Consider the following 15,315-nt stretch of genomic DNA (forward strand, 5'->3'; position numbering starts at 1 on the left):
CCCGCCGACGGCTCACGTGCCCGAGCGAGGCCACGAGCGGAGGATGCGCTCGGTGGCGTCCTGCCGGGACCAGTCCACCCCGCCCGTCAGCACCACCGGGCCGCGGGTGATGCGGACCTCCTTCCAGACGGGCGTCCCCGGGCGGTAGCTCGAATCCCAGGCCGACCAGCGCTGGCCACCCGTGGCCTTCACCACGCGCTCCAGGCACGCGTCGAAGTCCGAATCCGGCAGCCAGCGAAGCTGCTCCAGCACCCACTCCGTCTCCACCGGCAGGTCCGCCGCGTTCCCCGTGACGGCATGCAGCGCCGCGAGGCCGCTGCCTTCGGGAACGAAGGACACGCCATGCGGGCGCAGCACGGCATGCCCCTTCCTGCGCCCGGTGGCGTCCGTCAGCATCGCGGGATAGATGGCCACGTCCCCCAGCTTCACCCCGGCCCGCGCCACGCCGCGCAGCGGAGGCTGGCGGTGCAGCTCCACAAGCACGGCGAGCTGATGCGCGTCCTGCAGGTGCCTGACGTGCACCTTGCGCTCCCCCTCCACGCGAACGTCGAGCAACTCCGGGTGCACATGGATGCCGCCCAGCCGAATGGACTCCAGTGGGACGGACACCGCCTCGCCCAGCACCGGCTGCCACACCAGCCGCTCGCTGGTGAGCCACGCGCGTCCGGAGCGCAGCGCCACCACCATCAACGGCGCGAGGGTGGCCATCATCATCAGCAGCGCCGGGCCCCAGCCCATGCCGAAGACCTTGGCCACGAGGACGGCGGACACCACGAGCACCCCGGTGCACAGGAGGAGCAACAGCGCCAGCGGAGGAATGTGGGGCGAGGCCTGCCACTTCTGCTGCCCGTCGAAGACAAGCACCTCGCCCGGCGCCAGCGTCAGCGCCGCCTCCTTGCGCACCAGCGCGTCCAGCCGGGACAGGTCCTCCTGGAGCGACGCGGCTCCGGACACGGGCGCGAGCGAGGCCAGCCGGCGGCGCGCCAGCTCCGTCAGCCGCTGCCCGCCATCCACCAGCTCGCGCGCGGCCACCAGCACCGGTGTGTCCCCGGGCCAGCCCTCCAGCTCCGCGCGGCGGCGCGTGCGCTCCAGAGCCTCGGTGACGGCGGGCGCGTGCTCCACCCACTGCGGAATCAGCTCCGGCCGCGCGCGAAGCCGCCGCTTCCACCGCCGCGCGCCGAGCACCGACTCCAGCTCGGCCTGGCGCGTGCGGGCGGCCTCGATGACCTCCACCCGTCCCTCCAGCTGGCGGCGGATGTCCTCGGCGGAGAGCGTTTCCCCTGTGACGCCGCCGGAGCGGATGCGTTCGGCCATGTGCGGACCGAGAGCCTAGGCGCCGTCCCGGGGCGGGGGAAGCGCCGGCCCCGGGTCCCGTCTCCACGAGGCGAGGATGCGCTCGATGGTGTCCAGACTCCTCCGCGGCGCGCGACCCGCGAGCACCTCGTTGCCATAGGTGAAGTGGACTTCCTGCTCCAGGGGGACATTGCTGGAGTGGCGGGCGAGGTCCGAGGGCCACGCGGCGCCCCGGGTCGCCTTCACCGCGCGGAGGAGGTACGCGTCGACGTCCGACTCGGGCTGCCAGCGCAGCAACTCCATCACCGACGACAGCTCGGCGGGAAAGTCCGGCGTGCGCCCCGTCGCCGCGCGCACCAGGGCGGGGCCGGCCTCCGCCTCGGGGAGGAAGAAGAGCATGCGCCGCATCAGCACCGCGTACCCCGACTCCCACAGCTTCCCGCGGCGCAGGAGCGCCCGGAAGCAGGCCATCTCCACCGGCTGCTCCACCAGCACGGTCCGCTCCCGGAGCTCCGGATGGCGGAGCATCTCAAGCCACAGCCGGAGCTTGTCCGCGAATATCCGCTCGAGGCCTCGCAGGCGCATGAGCCGGTCTCCCTCCACCCGGAGCACCTTCCCGGCCTCCTCCGTCGTGATGCCCCCGTCCGGAATGGAGTCCAGGCGCACCTCGATGGGGCTGCCACGGGCGGGGGACCACACCAGCCGGCGCGGCGTGAGCCAGAGGGAGCCCGGGGCCAGCAACCGGAAGGCCGCGAAGGCGACCCCCGACGCGAGCACCGGAAGCGCGCTCAACCCCCACCACACATCCGGCTTCGACCCCCAGGCCTGCGTCATCGCGTACAAGCTGAAGGGCACGAGGGTCAGCATCGCCAGGCCATAGCCGATGGCCACCACGCCCTGCTTCCAATCTCCCAGCGACCCGCCGTGCAATACGAAGGACTCTCCCGGCTCGCGCACCATCGACACCGGGACGCGGACGAGGGGCTCCAACTGGCGCAGCGCCTCCTCCAGCGAGGGCTCGCCGCGCACCGTCTTCACCTCGCCCAGCCGCTCGCGCAGCAGCGTCTCCAGCCGCGCCCGGCACGCCGTCACCTTGCGGGCGAGCTCGAGCACCGACGTGCCGTCGGGCCAGTGCTCCACCTCCGCGCGCTTCCTCACGCGCTCCAGCGCCTCCAGGCACGCCGCGTCCCCATCCAGTACCTCCTTCATCAGCTCGGGCCGCGCCTGTAGACGGCCTTCCCAGTCGCCGTCCCTCAGCGCGTCGTCCAGCAACCGGTAGTGCCGCAGGCCCGCCTCGAGGCGCTCGACGCGCCCCTCCAGCTTGCGACGCAGGTCCTCGTCGGTGGGCCGGGACTCCGACGTGACTTCCCCCATGACACGTGCGCGGTCGGACATTTCCTACGCAGCATAGCGGCGAATCACTGCCCTCTGGGAGGAGCCCCCGTGCGACGCCGGACGCCGCGCGCCGCCAGGCCCGGGAGCCCACTGGCGCCGTGCCTATCCTCCACCGCGCGTGCGGCTCCGGCGCGCGCGCCGGACGGGGGGACGACGCATGGGTGGCCTACGCAAACCCTTCTTCATCGTGTCGCTGGTGCTGCTGGCGCTCTCGGTGCTGGTGGAGGTGGGCTCGCCGATTCTCCTGCCCAAGGCGCCTCCGGACTGCTCGGCGGTGCGGAACGTGGCGAGGCCGTGCCCCTCGACGCCACCGCCGAGCGTCACCGAGGAGTGCGTGCCCCTCTACAAATCGCTGTGCGAGGGAGAGGGAGTGGACGCGGATGCCGTGTTCAAGACGCAAAAGGAGAACCCTCCCACGCCCGGCATGGGCATCCCCTATCTCGCGCTGGTGGACGGGCTGCTCTTGCTCACCCTCGCGCTGATGGGAGCCAGCCTCATCATCCCCGAGCGCGTCACCGGGCGCGTGCAGGGCCTGGCCACGCTGATTGGCTCCATCGCGGTGCTGCTCGCGGGCATCGCCATGCTCGTCGCCGCCATCGCGCTGCTCATCACCATGGTGAGCCTGCTGTGCGCGGTGCCCTTCGGCACGATTGCCTATCTGGCGGTGTGGGGCTTCTTCAACCGGGGCGGCGCGGCCGGCACGCTGGGACTGCTGATGACCTTCAAGCTGGCGGCGGGCGTGTGCCTCGTGCTCGCGCACCAGCGCTTCCTGCAGAACAAGGGGCTGGTGCTGCTCTACCTCACGTCGCTGCTGGCCAACGCCGTGGTGGCCTTCCTCCACGGCATCGTGCCCGGCATCCTGGTGAGCATCACCGACGCGGTGGGCGCCATCATCGTCGCCATCCTCGGGCTCATCTGGGCGGTGCTGCTGCTCATCGGCGCGCTGGTGTCCATCGTCAAGGTGCTGCGCCTCAAGCGCGTGGCCGTGGCGTGAGTCAGTCGAAGTGCATGGGACTCACGCCCTCCCGAGGTACTTCTTGAAGCCCCGGCTGAGGTCGCCGCGGAAGCCCAGCCGCTCGAAGAGGCGGTGCGCGTCGGTGCGGTGCTGGGCGCTCAGGAGCATCATCTTCGTGCACCCGCGCTCGCGGCAGAGCCCCTGGGCATGTGACAACAGTTGAGTCCCCAGTCCCTGGCCGCGCGCTTCTGGGGCCACGACGAAGTTCTCCAGCACGGCATAGGGCCGCTCGCCGTACATCACGTCCGCGCACAGCGTGACGAACACGGTGCCCCGCACCTCGCCGCCCATCTCGGCCACGAGGAGAAGGCTCGCGGGGTCGGCGCGCAGTCCCTCCACCCGCTCGGGCAGGACGTGGATGCGCGGGTTGTCGGGCACGAGGGTTTGATACAGCGACGCGAGGGCTCCGCTGTCGCGACCCTCCGCGCGGCGGATGACGGAAGAATGCGGTGTGGCGGTCGAGACACGGTTCATGGCACTCGCAAGGCCATTGCAACCGCCAGGCCGCGCGCTCTCTCGACGGAACGGGCCGGGCCGCGTCTTGCGGGACACGGCCCACGTGGCACGTGAGCCACACCGGACCGCCTTCATCCATACATATACATGCGCGGATGGCTCATGTAACACAGACGCAATGTCTGGCGACCGAGCCAGACAGTCCCCCTCGGAGATTGTAATGACATTGAAGGTCTTCAGGCTGAACGCCTCACGCCTCGCCTGCGCGCTCCCGCTCCTCGCCCTGCTGGGCTGCGGACCGGTGGACACCCGCGAGACGCCCATCGAGTCCGACTCCCCGTCCCAGCAGGCCTGGTCGCTGACGACCATCGGCTACCGGAGCAGCACCACCGCCAGCGGGAAGTCGATGACGTCCCTTGCGATTGCGAAGCCCGCGGGGACGGTGGCGGGAGACGTGCTGCTCGCGCGCATCATCAACCGCAACAACGTCGCCGCCGTGCTGACGGCGCCCGCCGGCTGGACGGTGCTGCGCTCGGACCAGAGCGCGTCTCAAATCAAGGCCTGGGTCGCCTACAAGGTCGCGGGGAGCAACGAGCCCACGAGCTACACCTTCACCATCGACCTCGCGAGCTACATGGCGGGCAGCCTCTCCGCCTTCACCGGCGTGGACAACGCCGCCCCCATCGACACGCACAGCGGACAGAAGAACGGGCTCACCTCCGCATTCAACACGCCGGCCATCACCACCACCGCGTCCAATGGGCTCGCGGTGTGGTTCGGCTCGCAAATCTGGACGGGCGCGGCCTGCCCGGACAGCCCCATCGTTCCTCCGGCGGGCTTCACCGAGGCGTTCGAGACGTGCCTCGTCTCCTCGTCCACGGGGCTCATCTACGACGCGGCCCATCTGTCCCTGGGCGCGGCGGGGGCGCAGCCCGCGTTCAACGGCAGCTCGCCGTACGCGGAGACGAACATCGCCCAGGTGGTGGCGCTGCGCCCCGTCGGCGCGCCCACGTGCACGGCGGGTGACACGTACGCCAGCACGTACACGACGGTGGGTACCGTGCAGTCCACCGCCATCGTCGAGCCGTCCGGGCTCGCCGCGAGCCGCCTCACGCCGGGCGTGCTGTACGTGCACAACGAGGACACCACCGCCGTGGTCGCCATCAGCACCGCCAACGCGAGCACGCTGGGCACCTTCAACGTGGCCAACGTGACGCCGGCCGACTGGGAGGACGTCGCCACCGGCCCCTGCCCCGCCGGCCAGTGCATCTACATGGGCGACATCGGCCGCAACAGCGCGAACTTCCCCACGCCTCCGTCCACCTTCGCCGTGTACCGCATCCCCGAGCCGAACATCGGCGGCGGACAGACGAGCGGCGACCTCACGGCGGAGAAGTTCCCCTTCCAGTACCCGGATACGCCCAAGGACGCGGAGGCCATCATGGTGCACCCCACCACCGGCGACATCTACGTCATCACCAAGTCGGGCACCGGACTGAGCAAGGTCTACAAGTTCCCCCAGCCGCTGCCGGCGCCGGGCACGATGTCCACGCTGGTGTTCGTCTCCAACCTGCAGCTGCCCACCACCAGTGACGTGAACTTCTCGTACACCACGGCGGCGGCCATCCACCCGTGCGCGGAGCGCTTCATCCTCCGCACGTACCGCACCGTGTACGAGTTCCGCGCGCCCGCGGGCAGCGGCTTCGAGGCGGCCTTCGCGGCCGCGCCGGTGACGCTGACGGACACCGTGGAGGGCCAGGGCGAGGCGATTGAGTACGAGGCCAACGGCGCGAGCTACTTCACGATGAGCGAGAGCCCCTCGCCCTTCAAACTCAAGCGCGTCGTGCGGCAGTAGCGCGTCTGACGCGTGGCGCCCCCGAGGCTCAGCGCGGGGGCGCTTTTCCGTGTGGACATACACCCAGTCTTCAATTCTCGCGCCTCCAGGGAATTATCACTTTCCAAGCAACTTGTTCGGGCGATTGAGGAAAACCCATCTCGTCACAAGGCCCCCGCACGGTTTTCCCCTCTACCCCTGGAGTGAAATGAGAAAGCAATTCCTGGCACTCACCGTGTTGACGCTGGCGACCGCCAGTGTCGCGGCGGACCGCATGAATCCCGCGGACCTGCGCCGTGTCACGAAGGCCCGTGAGCACATCGTCCCCGCCGTCGCGAAGGAGTTCGGACCGAAGGCCCGGTTCGTCCACCTCTTCGGCCAGGGCAAGGGAATGCTGGCGGGCGTCGTCGCGGAGATTCCCGCGGAGCCGCTGGGTACGGACGACGTACCGCTGCTGGCCATCGTCCAGTACGACGAGGACACGGGCGCGGTGCGCGTGGTGGACCGCGAGTTCAAGTACCGCGAGGCACGCACGGTGGGGCGCGATGTGGCGCTGCTGGACGGCGAGGGAAACCTGCGCCTGCGCGAGGCCAACGGCCGTGAGCGACTGCTGGCGCAAGGCGTGGGCGGAGACCTGTTCCCCACCGCGAAGGGCGACGCGCTGGTGGCCACGCTCATCATGGACGGACAGCATGCGCACGAGACGTCCGTGGGCATCATCGACCTGAAGGGCCGCGTGAAGGTGCTGGCGGACGGGCCCGGCGTGGACGCGACGCCCAGCATCTCTCCCGATGGCCGGACGGTGGTGTTCGTGTCTGGCCGCACCACCGTGGCCTCGTTCTACGTGACGACCGTGGACGGCGCGGCGCCGAGGCAGCTCACCAACGTGGGCATGGACAACACGATGCTGTTCGGCGGTCCGCCGAAGGGCTTCGTGCCTCCGCCCGTCTCCAGCCACCACATGGAGTGGGTGAGCGAGGACGTGCTCCGCTACAACGCGGGCGGCGGTGAGTTCTGGAAGCTGAACGTGCGGACGGGCGAGGCGGCTCCGGACCTGGGAGGTGAGAAGTGATGCGCGCCCTGATGAAGCAACTCACCGCGGTCCTGGCCTTCTCGCTGCTGGCTCTTCCGGCCCTCTCCTCCGCGCAGACGATGTTCCGCTTCCCCGCGTCGCAGCTCGCGGACCAGTGCGGCAACGGCGGCTGCGTGGTGAGCGCGTACAAGGACTACGGCGGCCGGGATTACGCCTGCGGCGGCGTGCGCTACAGCGGCCACACGGGCACGGACTACGCGCTGGTCGGCGGGTTCAGCAAGATGGACTACGGCGTCTGGGCGATGAACGCCGCACGGGGCTACATCGAGGCCAACGTGGATGGGTACTACGACCGGTGCAACTACTGGAACCAGGCCAATCCCTACGCCGCCTGCGGCCTCTACACGGCCAACTACATCATCATGCGGCACCCGGACAACACGCAGAGCAAGTACTGGCACCTGAAGGCCTATACGCAGCAGTTCGCCCGGGGCACGTCGCTCTCCTGCGCGTATTGGATTGCGCGAGTGGGCTCGTCCGGTGCCTCCACCGGGCCGCACCTGCACTTCGAATACTGGGTGCCGGGCTACGGCACGGATGACCCGTACGCGGGCCCGTGCGGCACGCCGTACACGCGGTGGACGGCGCAGGGTGCGTACCGGGCGCTGCCCGGCATCGCCTGTCAGTAAAAGCGCACGTGAGCCTCGGCTCATGAAGTGGGGCGCTCCCGACTCAGGCCGGGGGCGCACCCGCAGTGCACGGGGTTGCGACACTCACGGCCCGCAGGCGACATTTCGTGAATGACTGCCTCTTCCGAGATGAGTGCTTCCTCGTCGGCACAGGCGATTCTCGACGCTCCGGACGTCGTGGGTGTCTTCAAGGGCCGCACGATGGGCACGGCCATGGTGGGCAGCGTGCTGGTCATCGCGCACAACGCGCAGCCGCCCGCGCAGGACGAGTGGGTCCACTACTGCGACCTCGTGGGCAGGTACATCTCCACCCTGAGCGCACAGCTCGTGATGGCAGAGGGGCCCGGGCCGAACGCCACCCAGCGCCAGCAGGCGTTGGACCGGGGCAGGCAGACGAAGGGGGCCTCCATTCCGCCCACCGCCGTCCTGACCCGCTCGGCCCTGGTGCGCGGCATCGTCACCCTCTTCAACTGGTTCACCCCGAGGTCCATGCGCGCCTTCCCTCCAGAGGACCTGGCGGACGCGGCCCGGCACATAAAGATGACCGATGAGCAGATGCGGCGCCTGATAGACGTCGCCCACGCGCTGCTGCCCTCGGGGCCGTAGGGCCCGGTCCTACCGCCCGGCGTCCGCCTTCGCGGTGGACGCGGGCAGCAGGCGCAGCTCGCAGAAGGGCAGCGGCGCCACGGGCACGAGGCACGTCACCTTCAGGTCCGCGCCCTCCTGTGTCACGTCCAGCTTCTTCGCCTCATCGAGCGTGTTGAAGGTGGCCGGCACCGACGGCTTGCCACGCGGCACCCACTCCACCTTCACGGAGGACGCTGAGCGCGGTGTCAGCTCAATCGAGCGGGAGCGCGTGTCCGACTCCTTCACGTCCACCGTGCACGTCGCCGCGCGAGGCACGGCCAGCGCGCCGTCAGCGAAGGAGCACGCCGTGGCCAGCTCCTCCGCCGTCACCGCGCGAGGCTTGAGGAAGCGCGCCTTCAGCCTCTGCCCCTCCTCCATCGGGTCCACCGCGCGAGGCGATGTGCCTGTCGCGCCCAGCCCCACGCCGAGCACGTACAGCGCGGCAATCGCGATGAGGACGAGGATGAGCACCGCGTGGATGGGCTTCAGCTCGGGCATGGCGCGTGGCGACCGTTGGAGTTACTGCGGAGCGCTCCTCTGAATCTGGAGCTGCTGGATGCTCTCGCGCGTCTTCGGTGCGGCGAGGAGCATGTCCTGGTTGAGCACCGTGCCCGAGGAGATGGGGATGCACCGTCCCCCGCTGCACGCGGAGAAGGGCGGGCACCCGGCGGGGCACTGGAAGGTGATGGGCGCGGGCTGGCAGGTGCCCGCGCAGAAGCCGGAGACGCACGCCTCGTTCCGCGTGCACTGCTGCCCGTTCGGAAGCTGGCAGAGCTTGGTCTGGCTGCACGTGGACGGCGAGCGACACTCCGCGTCGGTGTCGCAGCGCCCGTCGTCCCGGTTGCACTTGCCGTCCGGGCGGCAGAAGAAGCTGGAGCAGTCGCTGTCCCTCTCACAGGCCGAGTCCGGCTTCAGCATGCAGAGGGAGCTGCCCAGCACCGCGGTGCACTTCAGCGGGCCCGTGCAGTTCGCATCCGTCGTGCACGTCTCGCCCAATGGCAGCTCGCACTTCCCGCCCCGGTTGCAGAAGCCGGTGTAGCAGAGCGCTCCGCCGTCGCACGCCTGCCCCGCCGCCAGCAGGCACACGCCGCCGTCCTGTCCGGTACAGGCGAGCCCCTTGTCACACGCGCCCTCCGGACACGGCTCCTTCAGCTCCGGCTTGCCACGCGAGGAGATGATGCCAATCACCGTCCCGAGGATGAGGACGACGCCCGCCGCCAGCGCCACCCATATCCACGGGAAGGGCTTCTTCGGCGCCAGCGTGGCCACCACCACCTCGAAGGCCGTGGAGGGCCCCTCGGCGTAGCGCTCATCCGGACTCTCCACGTCCGCCACGAGCAGGTGGAAGGTGCACCGGCCCGGCGGCGTGCCCGGAGGCACGCGTACCTTCACGGCGAACTGCTGCGTGCCGTCCTGAGGGAAGTCCCGCTCCGCGTCGCCCTCGATGCTGAACCACTCCGCCTTCGCCCCTGAGTCAGGCACCACGGTGGCGCGGGCGCGCACGGGGGCGCGCAGCGCGTTGGAGACCGTGAAGGCCACCTCCCCCTGTCCCGCCGCATCCAGACGGATGGTGTCCGTCACGGCGGTGATGTCGAAGGCGCGTGGCATCAACCTGCTCCTTGGGCCGGCTGCACGAACTGCAGCTCGTAGGTGACGTAGGCGGGCTTCTCGCGCTCGATGATTCGCTCCAGCAGCAGCCGGTGGGCCGAGACTTCCGCGGGCGCGCGCACCCGCACGTGAAAGGGACGCGGCCGCCCGTCCGCGCCGGGCACCGACTCATCCACCTCGAAGTCCGTGCGCCCGGTGGCGGTGGTGAGGAACAGGCGCAGGCCGCGCGCCGTGCCGCGCCACCGCGAAATCTCCACCGCCGCGGCCACCAGTTCGCGCAGCCGGCCCAGGCCCGTCGTCACGGGCAGGTCCATGCCCACCCAGCTCGCGAGGAAGGGCACGAAGCGGTCCGGCGCGCGGCGCGGGTCGAAGTGCGCCGCCAGATTGCCGAGCACCGCCTCGCTGGGCGCGTGCAGCGCCTCCATCACCTCCAGCAGCGCGGCCAGAGGTGTCTTCGGCATCACGGTGCGCTGGAAGACGCCCGGGAGGAGGCGCTGAATCTCAGGGCTCCGCATTGTCCGTCACCACCTCCAGCACATGCGGGCCGGAGCAGAGGAGCCAGGTGGGCGGCAGCGTCACCTTCTCGGTGAACTCGCGCGTGGAGACGGGCTCGTAGCGCTCGCTGCCCGCGGGCCTGCGGAAGACGCCGTCCGGGCCACCGGCCAGCAGCGGCGCGCCCTTGGGAGACGTGGCCAGCGCGTACACGGGCTGGAACAGACGCTCGGCCTCGCGCAGCGGGAGGCCGCAGCCCACCTCGGGCCGCTTCCACGTCACGCCCGGGCGGCTCCCGTCCAGCCACAGCACGCCCACGCGGTGGCTGCCCGCGTACACGGTGGAGCCACTGAAGGAGAGCGCGAGGCAGCTGCCTCCATCCCAGCCCTTGTCGAAGGGCCGCCACCCGTCCGGCGGGTCCGCGCTGCCCATGAGCTCCCAGCACAGGCAGCCCTTGCCCGGGTCCGCGCCGCTGGCGGCGGCCAGCCCCGCCCAGAGGAAGGAGCGCGGTCCGTCCTTCTGCACCTCCAGCACGCGCACGTCCGCGCCCTTCGGGCCGATGGGACGGAAGGTGCCGCTGCGCCCGCCGCCCGCGGAGAGGAAGACGCCGCGCGTGCCCATGGCCGCCACCGCCACGTTGACGGCGCCGCGCGCGTCCGTGGTGGCCGCCACCGCGAAGAAGCCGAGGTCCTGGCTCGCCGGGTCCACCAGCACCTGAATCGGCGTGGCGCCCGGACGCACCATCAGCTCGAAGAGGCCCACGCGCGTGGCGAGCAGCAGCACGGGCACTCCGTCGCGCTCCGCCCACGCGAGGTCCTCCACCGCGTCCAGCGTGTGCGTGGCGGACTCCCACGTCTCGCCGCAGTCGAAGGAGATGTGGATGCGCGAGCGCTTCGAGTCACTGGCCAGCCGCGCGGACACGGCCACGTAGCCCGCGCGCGTCGGGTGCGCCTCCACCGCGTCCACGTCCTCGCCGGGGAAGAGGCCTGCCTTCTCCCAGCCGTCCGCGTCATTCACGGTGCGGAACAGCGTCTCGCCTCCGCCCGCGTAGAAGGTGCCGGGCTGGAAGATGTCCGCGGCGAGCGTGCGCACCTCCTTCGGCACCTCGTCCACCATGAGGCGTACCTTGTCGAGGTAGCTGACGCCCGGCTCCGCCAGCAGCGCGTCGTACACGTGCGAGGCCCGCAGCGCCTGGCCGAAGCGCCATCCCTCCGGCTGCAGCGACGAGGGCAGCGGCGTGAGCGTGCGGTGGAGCCGCTCGATGAGGCGCGTGCGCAATGCGACGGGGTCCTCCTCGCGGTGCGCCACCACGCGCGCCTGCACACGGACCGTCTTGTAGCGCGCCCACTCCACCTGGCACGCGGTGCCCAGAGGGCGACGCATGTCCAGCTCCGCGAGGATGCGGGCGCGCGCCTCCTCCGTCTCGCGCTCGCGCAGGGTGGCCTCGGTGATGCCCTCTCCCGCCGTGCCCTGCACGTCCGGTGGCAGGTTGGGCACCAGCAGCACCTCCACCGTGCCCGCGGGCGCGTGGGCCCAGAGCTGCGCCAGCGTGACGGCCTTCGCGCGCGCCACCGCGCCGGAGCTGCGCAGCGCCAGCAGCTCGAAGTCTCCCGCCGTCACGGCGCGCCGCAACGAGTGCAGCTCCTGGGGCCCGCGCAGCAGCGCGTTCTCCAGCGTCTCCGCGGGCCGGCCACCCGTGGCGGGCGTGGGGTTCGTCACCTTGACGCCGGGGATGGGGACCTTGAGCACCTCCAGCGTGTTCGAGGCCACGTTGCCCTTGTCGCCACCGCCGCGCCAATACCAGAGGAGGATTTGACTCCCCTCGCGCGGAATGCCCGCCAGCGCGCGCGGCGCGCCCAGCTCGCCGGCCTCGTTCGCCAGCCGCGCGGATGGGGCGAAGGTAATCGCGCCCGTCATCCGGTCCACGACGTACGCGGGCTCGTCCGGTGCGAGCGCGGCGAAGTTCTCCACTTCCTTCCAGATGCGGTAGGTGCGGCCCTCGTGGCGGCGGGCCGGGGCGCGCGCATCCAGCTCGCCGGGCTGCGTCTCCACCCCGACCATCAAATCCAACCCGGTGCCGGTGGGCGCGACAATCGGAGGGCGCTTCGCCTGGAGGGTGAGGCCCGGCTGTCCGGTGCCCTGCCCCGCCACCTCCGCGTCCACCTGCTCGCAGTGGTACGCGACCACCTCCGCCTCGGTGCTCCCCACCGGAATCGTCACCGCGTCCGCGGTGTGGAAGACGACGGGCTCCGCGCCCGAGCTGGCCCGGGCCAGGGTGACGGGTGTGTTGCGTGGCACCTCCACCGGCCGCTCCGCCGGACGCGCCAGCGTGAAGCGCAGGCGCACCGACGCGGCGGCGGGCGGCTGGAGTCGCACGCCCAGCAGGCGCAGGAACTCCACGTACGCCTTCTCCGGCAGCCGGTTGAGGCGATACAGCATCGTCTCCGTGAGGTGCGAGAACACCTCCACCAGCACCATGCCCGGGTCATGCGGCGTAAGGTCCGTCCAGTCCGGGCACGAAGCCTGGATGCGAGCACGCGCCTGGTCCACCAACTGGGCGAAGCTGCGGTCATCCAGGCGCGGCGACGGGAGCGAGGTCATGTCGGGCCTCCCGCGAGCGAGAAGGGATACGCGAGCCGCTCGGTGCGGCCGGTGGCGCGCACGCGGTACTCGAGTGAGATGTCCAGCCGCTCCGGAGCCTCGGGGCTGCGCGTGGCGTCCAGGTGGAGCACGTTGATGCGCGGCTCCCAGCGCTCCAGCGCGCGGCGCACGTAGTGGATGGCGAGGCCCGCGGTGGTGTCGTCGTTGCTGGAGAAGAGCAGCCGGTGCAGCTCGCAGCCGTAGTCCGGGCGCATGACGCGCTCGCCGGGCGTGGTGGTGAGCAGCAGCAGCACGGCCTGGCGGATGGAGGCGTGCTCCTCCACCATCTCCGCCTTGCCCGTGGGGGCGAGGCGCAGGCCGGAGAGCTCCGCCATCTCGAAGTCCGGATGCGCGAAGCGCCAGGTGCGGTAGCGGGGCGCGCTCATCCGGCCTCCGTCACCAGCGACTGCCCGGGGGCATTCACCTTGTACTTCACCATGCCGGGCGGGGTGCCGTCCGTCAGCCCCGACAGCGAGTCGAGGCACACGGGCTTGCCATCAATCGTCACGAGCGTGGAGTAGCCCTTCTGCACCGCGAGCGTGCTGGTGCAGGGCTTGATGGTGGGGCCGATGTTGGGACACCCGCCGATGGGGCGCCCCTCCGGGTCCGCGCGCACCAGCACGGGCCGGCCCTCCACCGTCACGAAGGACTGGGAGTTGACGAGCCCCACCCGTCCCAGCTCGTGGGCACACACCACCAGCGCATCCACCGTCAGGAAACGCATCACCCTCTCCGGAAGTCGATGGAGCGCCCGCGGATGACCACGTCCTGCCCGGGCGCCTCGATGTCGAGCGACACCTCGCTGTGCAGCCGCACACCGCCGGGCGTCAGCTCCAGGTAGCTGCCCTTGCTGTCCTCCAGCCGCAGCGTGCGCTTGTCGTCGTCCAGCTTCAGCTTGTGGCCGCCCGGCGTCAGCAGCGTGAAGCGCTTCACCGCGCCGCCCTCCACGCCCGCGTCCGGATACCCGCCGCCGCCGTACAGGCCACCCACCACCACGCCGCGCGCCGGGTCCTCGCCGCCCAGCGCGAGCAGCACCGTGTCGCCCACGTCGGGCAGCAGCATCAGTCCCTTGCCCGCGCCGCCGCCCGCCGCGAGCACCTGCATCCAGTCCGTCTCCACGTTGCCGTACGCCGGCAGCGTGGCGCGGATGCGGCCCTTGCCGTCCGGGTCATCCACGCGGCTCACCACGCCCAGCGTCACCGCCGAGGCCCGGGCCCGTGTGCGGCGCGGAGGAGGCGCGGAGGACAGCTCGGAGATGAAGCCGTGGCGCGCGTCCACGAGGTGGGTGACGGCGGTGAGCACGTAGCGGCCCGCCACGGCGGCGGCCACTCCGGCCACCTCCACGCGAGCGCCGGGGCGCAAACGCGCGTCGCCCTCCGCCACGGCGGTGAGCACCACCTCGCGCGCGGCGCGGTAATCCAGCTCGGCCTGGGCCGCGGCGTCGGCGTGGGGCACGCCCTCCGTGGCCTCGTCCACCAGCGACCGCAGGGGCTCACCGCCCACGCTGCCCGGTGCGACTTCCACGTCCACGCGGCGGCCCACGCGCGGCGACTCCGCGTGGCCTGCGTGCGACTCGGCGCGCAGCGCGTCCCAGCCGTCCGCGGCCACCTCGCGGCACGAGGCATCGCCATTCACTTCGACAGTGGCCTCCAGCAGCGACTCGCCCAGGAGCAGCGGCACCGCGGAGCCCTCGCCTTCCAACGTCAGCAGCTTCAGCGTGTCCCCGTGCAGCACCGGGTAGAGGCCGCAGCGGTCCGCACGCTCCACGAGGAAGTCGAGGTCGGACTGGCCATGCTGGATGAGGTGGCGCCACAGCGGCCCGGACGCCGCCGCGTCGACGGAGAGCCCCAGCCCCGAGGCCAGCTCCCGCGCGAGGTCCTCCAGCGTCACCTGCACGTGCGCGCGCACCGGCTGGCGCTTGCGCAGGCGGTGGAGCACGTCATAGCCGCGCACCCGCACCTCGCGCGCGCCACCCGTGGCGTGGACGTACTCGACGGCCGTCACCTCGCCATTGAAGAGGTCCTCCGTGCCGGAGCCGGCCGCCACGCGCAGGGAGGTGCCCGGTGGAATGCCCGAGGAGGCCAGGCTGCCACGAGGGTCCGTGAAGACGAGCTCGCACTGCGCGGGCGCGGCGAGCCGCTGCTGCACGCGCACGGCGGACAGGCTGCGCAGCTCCGCCGCCGCCAGGGGCGAGCCGCCGCAGTCGATTCGCAGCTCTGGCAGTCCGCGCATG

Annotated in this window: 15 protein-coding genes; 5 read left to right on the plus strand and 10 right to left on the minus strand. The window is 71.2% G+C overall.

Translation table 11 applies throughout. The features are described 5' to 3' along the window. Positions 1–12: 12 nt before the first annotated feature. Together ACVTJA_RS44480 and ACVTJA_RS44485 are read right to left on the minus strand one after the other, a co-directional pair. On the minus strand, positions 13–1,314 hold the full coding sequence (locus ACVTJA_RS44480) for a hypothetical protein (protein WP_465829879.1): 1,302 nt from the start codon (positions 1,312–1,314) through the stop codon (positions 13–15). A 15-nt stretch (positions 1,315–1,329) separates the two neighbouring features. Further along, on the minus strand, positions 1,330–2,688 hold the full coding sequence (locus tag ACVTJA_RS44485; protein WP_465829881.1) for a hypothetical protein: 1,359 nt from the start codon (positions 2,686–2,688) through the stop codon (positions 1,330–1,332). A 157-nt stretch (positions 2,689–2,845) separates the two neighbouring features. Between ACVTJA_RS44485 and ACVTJA_RS44490 the strand changes: the two genes are divergently transcribed. Further along, positions 2,846–3,682, plus strand: a complete 837-nt coding sequence (locus tag ACVTJA_RS44490; protein WP_465829883.1) for a hypothetical protein — start codon at positions 2,846–2,848, stop codon at positions 3,680–3,682. Between the two features lie 21 nt (positions 3,683–3,703). On the opposite strand, the gene ACVTJA_RS44495 is transcribed toward ACVTJA_RS44490, so the two are convergent. Continuing rightward, entirely contained in the window at positions 3,704–4,177 is a 474-nt protein-coding gene (locus tag ACVTJA_RS44495; protein ID WP_465829885.1) for a GNAT family N-acetyltransferase, read from the minus strand. A gap of 202 nt (positions 4,178–4,379) precedes the next feature. Between ACVTJA_RS44495 and ACVTJA_RS44500 the strand changes: the two genes are divergently transcribed. The 4 genes from ACVTJA_RS44500 (at position 4,380) to ACVTJA_RS44515 (ending at position 8,321) form a co-directional block, all read left to right on the plus strand. Next, entirely contained in the window at positions 4,380–6,014 is a 1,635-nt protein-coding gene (locus tag ACVTJA_RS44500) for a cell wall anchor protein (RefSeq protein ID WP_465829887.1), read from the plus strand. Positions 6,015–6,201: 187 nt separating this feature from the next. Beyond that, the gene (locus ACVTJA_RS44505) at positions 6,202–7,065 is read left to right on the plus strand and encodes a TolB family protein (RefSeq protein WP_465829889.1); all 864 of its coding nucleotides are present in this window, start codon (positions 6,202–6,204) and stop codon (positions 7,063–7,065) included. Next, a complete protein-coding gene (locus tag ACVTJA_RS44510; protein WP_465829891.1) occupies positions 7,065–7,715 on the plus strand; it encodes a M23 family metallopeptidase in 651 nt (216 codons plus the stop codon). Before ACVTJA_RS44505 ends, ACVTJA_RS44510 begins: the two co-directional genes overlap by 1 nt. Positions 7,716–7,826: 111 nt before the next feature. After that, on the plus strand, positions 7,827–8,321 hold the full coding sequence (locus tag ACVTJA_RS44515) for a SpoIIAA family protein (RefSeq protein WP_465829893.1): 495 nt from the start codon (positions 7,827–7,829) through the stop codon (positions 8,319–8,321). A gap of 9 nt (positions 8,322–8,330) precedes the next feature. Here the strand turns inward: ACVTJA_RS44515 and ACVTJA_RS44520 are convergent, their stop codons facing one another. Genes ACVTJA_RS44520 through ACVTJA_RS44550 form a run of 7 tightly spaced genes read right to left on the minus strand, consistent with a single transcriptional unit; the run spans position 8,331 to position 15,314 of the window. Then, positions 8,331–8,840 carry a hypothetical protein gene (locus tag ACVTJA_RS44520; protein ID WP_465829895.1) on the minus strand — a complete coding sequence of 170 codons (510 nt, stop codon included), beginning with the start codon at positions 8,838–8,840 and terminating at the stop codon, positions 8,331–8,333. 21 nt (positions 8,841–8,861) lie between these two features. Continuing rightward, positions 8,862–9,950: a hypothetical protein gene (locus ACVTJA_RS44525; RefSeq protein ID WP_465829897.1), complete on the minus strand. Its 1,089-nt coding sequence runs from the start codon at positions 9,948–9,950 to the stop codon at positions 8,862–8,864. After that, the gene (locus tag ACVTJA_RS44530) at positions 9,950–10,465 is read right to left on the minus strand and encodes a phage tail protein (protein ID WP_465829899.1); all 516 of its coding nucleotides are present in this window, start codon (positions 10,463–10,465) and stop codon (positions 9,950–9,952) included. Before ACVTJA_RS44530 ends, ACVTJA_RS44525 begins: the two co-directional genes overlap by 1 nt. Continuing rightward, positions 10,452–13,043 (minus strand): putative baseplate assembly protein, encoded by a 2,592-nt coding sequence (locus tag ACVTJA_RS44535; RefSeq protein ID WP_465829900.1) that lies wholly within the window; start codon positions 13,041–13,043, stop codon positions 10,452–10,454. The genes ACVTJA_RS44530 and ACVTJA_RS44535 overlap by 14 nt, the downstream gene beginning before the upstream one ends. Continuing rightward, positions 13,040–13,468, minus strand: a complete 429-nt coding sequence (locus ACVTJA_RS44540; protein WP_465829902.1) for a GPW/gp25 family protein — start codon at positions 13,466–13,468, stop codon at positions 13,040–13,042. The genes ACVTJA_RS44535 and ACVTJA_RS44540 overlap by 4 nt, the downstream gene beginning before the upstream one ends. Beyond that, the gene (locus ACVTJA_RS44545; RefSeq protein WP_465829904.1) at positions 13,465–13,806 is read right to left on the minus strand and encodes a hypothetical protein; all 342 of its coding nucleotides are present in this window, start codon (positions 13,804–13,806) and stop codon (positions 13,465–13,467) included. Before ACVTJA_RS44545 ends, ACVTJA_RS44540 begins: the two co-directional genes overlap by 4 nt. After that, a complete protein-coding gene (locus tag ACVTJA_RS44550) occupies positions 13,806–15,314 on the minus strand; it encodes a phage baseplate assembly protein V (protein WP_465840665.1) in 1,509 nt (502 codons plus the stop codon). Before ACVTJA_RS44550 ends, ACVTJA_RS44545 begins: the two co-directional genes overlap by 1 nt. Position 15,315: the final 1 nt, after the last annotated feature.

The sequence above is a fragment of the Pyxidicoccus sp. M6 genome (assembly GCF_055568925.1).

What these genes read in the sequence shown, in the direction of transcription:
- ACVTJA_RS44520 (WP_465829895.1), bottom strand. Translation starts at nt 8,840, where the DNA reads ATGCCCGAGCTGAAGCCCATCCACGCGGTGCTCATCCTCGTCCTCATC.
- ACVTJA_RS44480 (WP_465829879.1), bottom strand. Translation starts at nt 1,314, where the DNA reads ATGGCCGAACGCATCCGCTCCGGCGGCGTCACAGGGGAAACGCTCTCC.
- ACVTJA_RS44485 (WP_465829881.1), bottom strand. Translation starts at nt 2,688, where the DNA reads ATGTCCGACCGCGCACGTGTCATGGGGGAAGTCACGTCGGAGTCCCGG.
- ACVTJA_RS44510 (WP_465829891.1), top strand. Translation starts at nt 7,065, where the DNA reads ATGCGCGCCCTGATGAAGCAACTCACCGCGGTCCTGGCCTTCTCGCTG.
- ACVTJA_RS44535 (WP_465829900.1), bottom strand. Translation starts at nt 13,043, where the DNA reads ATGACCTCGCTCCCGTCGCCGCGCCTGGATGACCGCAGCTTCGCCCAG.
- ACVTJA_RS44550 (WP_465840665.1), bottom strand. Translation starts at nt 15,314, where the DNA reads ATGCGCGGACTGCCAGAGCTGCGAATCGACTGCGGCGGCTCGCCCCTG.
- ACVTJA_RS44530 (WP_465829899.1), bottom strand. Translation starts at nt 10,465, where the DNA reads ATGCGGAGCCCTGAGATTCAGCGCCTCCTCCCGGGCGTCTTCCAGCGC.
- ACVTJA_RS44495 (WP_465829885.1), bottom strand. Translation starts at nt 4,177, where the DNA reads ATGAACCGTGTCTCGACCGCCACACCGCATTCTTCCGTCATCCGCCGC.
- ACVTJA_RS44525 (WP_465829897.1), bottom strand. Translation starts at nt 9,950, where the DNA reads ATGCCACGCGCCTTCGACATCACCGCCGTGACGGACACCATCCGTCTG.
- ACVTJA_RS44500 (WP_465829887.1), top strand. Translation starts at nt 4,380, where the DNA reads ATGACATTGAAGGTCTTCAGGCTGAACGCCTCACGCCTCGCCTGCGCG.
- ACVTJA_RS44505 (WP_465829889.1), top strand. Translation starts at nt 6,202, where the DNA reads ATGAGAAAGCAATTCCTGGCACTCACCGTGTTGACGCTGGCGACCGCC.
- ACVTJA_RS44540 (WP_465829902.1), bottom strand. Translation starts at nt 13,468, where the DNA reads ATGAGCGCGCCCCGCTACCGCACCTGGCGCTTCGCGCATCCGGACTTC.
- ACVTJA_RS44490 (WP_465829883.1), top strand. Translation starts at nt 2,846, where the DNA reads ATGGGTGGCCTACGCAAACCCTTCTTCATCGTGTCGCTGGTGCTGCTG.
- ACVTJA_RS44515 (WP_465829893.1), top strand. Translation starts at nt 7,827, where the DNA reads ATGACTGCCTCTTCCGAGATGAGTGCTTCCTCGTCGGCACAGGCGATT.
- ACVTJA_RS44545 (WP_465829904.1), bottom strand. Translation starts at nt 13,806, where the DNA reads ATGCGTTTCCTGACGGTGGATGCGCTGGTGGTGTGTGCCCACGAGCTG.